The organism is Enterococcus sp. HMSC072F02, assembly GCF_001837725.1.
Lineage (GTDB): Bacteria > Bacillota > Bacilli > Lactobacillales > Enterococcaceae > Enterococcus_B > Enterococcus_B lactis.
This window is the reverse complement of sequence record NZ_KV833942.1, coordinates 1-3997: the sequence shown is the minus strand read 5'-3', so window position 1 is coordinate 3997 and position 3997 is coordinate 1. Positions and strand designations below refer to the sequence as shown.

The 3997-nt window shown below is 36.4% G+C and carries 3 protein-coding genes and 1 other annotated feature; all 3 genes read left to right on the top strand.

The features are described 5' to 3' along the window. The first annotated feature begins 516 nt into the window (after positions 1–516). A complete protein-coding gene (locus HMPREF2731_RS05055; RefSeq protein ID WP_002329777.1) occupies positions 517–1206 on the top strand; it encodes a response regulator transcription factor CroR in 690 nt (229 codons plus the stop codon). Continuing rightward, the gene (locus tag HMPREF2731_RS05050) at positions 1193–2401 is read left to right on the top strand and encodes a sensor histidine kinase (RefSeq protein ID WP_002329776.1); all 1209 of its coding nucleotides are present in this window, start codon (positions 1193–1195) and stop codon (positions 2399–2401) included. The genes HMPREF2731_RS05055 and HMPREF2731_RS05050 overlap by 14 nt, the downstream gene beginning before the upstream one ends. A gap of 38 nt (positions 2402–2439) precedes the next feature. After that, positions 2440–2645, top strand: a binding site (T-box leader). 49 nt (positions 2646–2694) lie between these two features. Then, on the top strand, positions 2695–3966 hold the full coding sequence (gene serS, locus HMPREF2731_RS05045; protein WP_002329775.1) for a serine--tRNA ligase: 1272 nt from the start codon (positions 2695–2697) through the stop codon (positions 3964–3966). Positions 3967–3997: the final 31 nt, after the last annotated feature.

Here is a 3997-nt window from a genome sequence, read left to right as displayed (position 1 = left end):
TCTTTTTTAAAAGTTTTTTCGATTTCGTTTTTTCGAAATCTTTCAACAACTCATTTATCATAACTTGTTGTTTGTTATTTGTCAAGAACTTTTTTGAAGTTTTTTTCGATAGAATCAAGCTTCGCAAGCTGTTCTTTTTTTAACAACTCAGTTATCTTATCATGTCATTATCAACATGTCAATAACTTATTTTTTATTATTTTAAGTTATTGGTGTTCTTTTGAACAAATAATAATATATCAACATCACATACGAAAGTCAATAAGAAAATGCTTATTTATCAACATTTCCAGCTTATATGATCGTTAATTAGTTCTTCTCCTTTTTTGTTCGTCTTTATAACCTTAAAAAACGAAAAATCCTTTTATTTTCAGTTTAACGTTCATGTTTTTGTCCTATTTATGAGAACCAAATCTCTCACCTTCTAAAATTTTCCTTAACAAAGTGCTGCTTTTATCTATTTCTGCTTTTTTTTGCTAGAATAATAGTAACAATATGACTCTGGAGGATTTATTTATGAAAATTTTGATTGCTGACGATGATAAAGAAATCGTTGAATTATTAAGTATCTATGTTCACAATGAAGGCTATGAAGCAGTAAAGGCTTATGATGGGAAAGAAGCATTATCTAAAATCAGAACAATCCCTGATATTGACTTACTTATTTTAGATATCATGATGCCAGAGATGGACGGGATGCAAGTAGTGAAAGAGCTGCGAAAAGAATCTCAAATCCCAATCATTATGCTGACAGCAAAAACTACTGATATGGATAAGATCAAAGGACTGGTGGCTGGTGCAGATGATTATGTAACCAAACCGTTTAATCCATTAGAAGTAATGGCTAGAGTAAAGTCTTTATTACGGCGTACAAAAATGCAGATTGCCCCAGATCAGCCTGATGTATTAGAAGTAAATGCATTAATCATCAATAAAGACTCTCATGAAGTTAAAACAATCGATGGGAAAGAAATCCAGTTAACAGCTTTGGAATTCGGTATCCTCTACTTGCTTGCTAGTCATCCTAATCGAGTATTTAGCGCGGATGAAATTTTTGAGCGTGTTTGGAAACAAGAAAGTATTGTCTCTGCTAAAACTGTCATGGTTCATGTTAGCCATTTAAGAGATAAGATCGAAGAAGCAACTGGTGGTGAAAAAGTCATTCAAACCGTTTGGGGAGTGGGCTATAAAATTGACGCAAGATAGTAAACGAGCAACTGAAAAACGCCGTCGGATCAACTTGACTTCAAAAGAAATCAGCGAATTGTTAGCGGAAGGAATCATCACGATCATCCTTTTACTTCTATTAAATGTTTCTATTTTGGTTGTTATCAGTTCGGTAATCAATAGTTCACCTTCTTTGTCAAATGCGATTTGGGATTCAAAGAATATTTTTGCGGAACGATTGAACACTGATTTATTTTGGAACGGTCGAAACTTTATTATTCCCTTTTTCTTTCTATTAGATATTGGTGTTTTGTATTGGCGTTTGATTCGAAGATATCGCCAAATGCAATTACGACATATCATCAGTGAACTTCATTACATCGCAAATGGAAATTATGATCATCGTATCCCTTTTGAACTTAGTGGTGACTTAAGCCGAGTTGTAACAAGTATCAATGGATTGGTAGATAGCACAGTAGCAGCGATTGAAGACGAACGTAAAATCGAGAAATCAAAAGATGAATTGATCACAAATGTTAGTCACGATATCCGTACCCCTCTTACTTCTATCATTGGATATCTAGGATTGATAGAAGATGGTCAGTATCACTCAGAAGAAGATCTTTTAAAGTATACACATACCGCTTATATTAAAGCAAAGCAGATGAAATCTTTAGTGGACGACTTATTTGAATACACTAAGGTACGCCAGCCTGCTGTCCCAGTAAATTTTTCTGCCTTTGATATGATCCAGTTGATCGAACAGTTAGCTGCTGATTTTGAGTTGGAAGCTTCTAAAAAAAATATCCAAATACTTGTGCAGTCAAAAGTAGATTCCCTTATCATGGATGGCGATACAGAAAAACTTGTACGTGTCTTCAATAATCTTTTGACGAATGCGTTGAAATATGGAAAAGGAGCTACGAAGATCGTGATCGAAGTAGAACGTGTCGGTTCAGAAGTTGTTGCAACGGTCAAAAATAATGGAGCAATGATCCCACAACAGGCAATCGATAATCTATTCGACCGTTTTTATCGTGTAGAAGAATCTCGGTCACAAGCAACTGGAGGAACTGGGCTTGGTTTAGCAATCGCTCAAAGTATTGTGGCTTTACATGGTGGCTACATTTATGCAAAATCAGATAAGCAATGGACTTCTTTCATCATGCACCTTCCAATCAAGAAAAATGAAAAATTACCTATTGATGCACAGGAAGTTATTGACGAAAGCTGAAATATTCGCTATTCTTATTACAATTATTAGAATAAATGAAAAACACAGAACCCAGTACACTTTATTCTTTTTCAGAGAGCTGATGGCAGGTGCAAATCAGCAAAGGATAATTTGGAAGTTCCAGTTCGTTTACGTGCCCTTTCGAAATAAGAAAGGTCGGTTCAACAGCCGTTATGTGTTCAACAAGTGCAGCTTATGCTGAACTTGGGTGGTACCGCGAATTTCAGACTGATTCGTCCCAAGAATAATGGGATGGATCAGTCTTTTTTTATTTTCAAAAAGGAGGAAAACATATGTTAGATGTAAAAATGATGCGACAAAATATCGAAGAAGTACAAGAAAAACTAATGACTCGGGGCGTTAAAAAAGAAACATTAGTTGAATTCATGGAACTAGATGAAAACCGCCGCAAATTACTAGTCAAAAGTGAAGAATTGAAAAAATATCGAAATGACGTTTCTGCTGAGATCGCTCAATTGAAGCGTGCAAAAGAAGATGCTTCTGCTAAAATCGCTGAAATGAAAGAAGTCGGCGGCAACATCAAAGCATTGGATACTGAAATTGCTGAAGTAGATGAAAAATTGAAACAAATTGCCACTACTTTGCCAAACCTTCCCCATGATTCTGTGCCAGTTGGATCAGATGAAGAGGACAATGTAGAAATCCGTCGTTGGAGCGAACCACGTACATTTGCTTTTGAGCCAAAACCACACTGGGAAATTGCAGAAAATCTTGATATTTTAGACTTTGAACGTGGCGCAAAAGTAGCCGGTAGCCGTTTTGTTTATTATAAAGGGTTGGGCGCTCGATTAGAACGTGCAGTCTACAACTTCATGCTTGATCAGCATATTTACGAACACGGCTATACTGAAATGATTACTCCTTATATCGTCAACAGTAAAGCGATGTTTGGTACAGGACAATTTCCAAAATTCAAAGAAGATGTTTTCCAATTGGAGAATACTGATTTAACATTGATTCCGACAGCTGAAGTCCCATTGACTAACTATTATAATGATGAAATTTTAGATGGTGCGGATTTACCTGTTTATTTCACTGCGCTAAGTCCTGCTTTTCGTTCTGAAGCTGGAAGTGCCGGTCGGGATACTCGAGGACTGATCCGTCTTCACCAATTCAATAAAGTAGAAATGGTCAAATTCTCGGATGCAGAACATTCTTACGAAGAATTGGAAAAAATGACAGCTGATGCAGAAGATATCTTGAAAAAACTGCATTTGCCTTATCGTGTAATGGCCTTATCAACTGGAGACATGGGCTTTTCTGCAGCTAAAACTTATGATTTAGAAGTATGGATTCCTGCACAAGATACTTATCGTGAAATCAGTTCTTGTTCTAACTGTGAAGATTTCCAAGCACGCCGCGCCATGATTCGTTATCGCGATAATGATGGAAAAATCCACTATGCTCATACTTTGAATGGTTCAGGACTTGCGGTTGGCCGTACAGTAGCTGCCATTTTGGAAAACTACCAAAATGAAGATGGTTCTGTCACAGTTCCAGAAGCGCTCGTTCCTTATATGGGTAATCTGAAAGTTATTAAATAAAGAGGTTGTGAAAAAGCTGTCCTGCATCAAG

Excerpts from the sequence above, each read along its gene's own strand:
- serS (WP_002329775.1), top strand. The coding sequence starts at position 2,695 with ATGTTAGATGTAAAAATGATGCGACAAAATATCGAAGAAGTACAAGAA.
- HMPREF2731_RS05055 (WP_002329777.1), top strand. The coding sequence starts at position 517 with ATGAAAATTTTGATTGCTGACGATGATAAAGAAATCGTTGAATTATTA.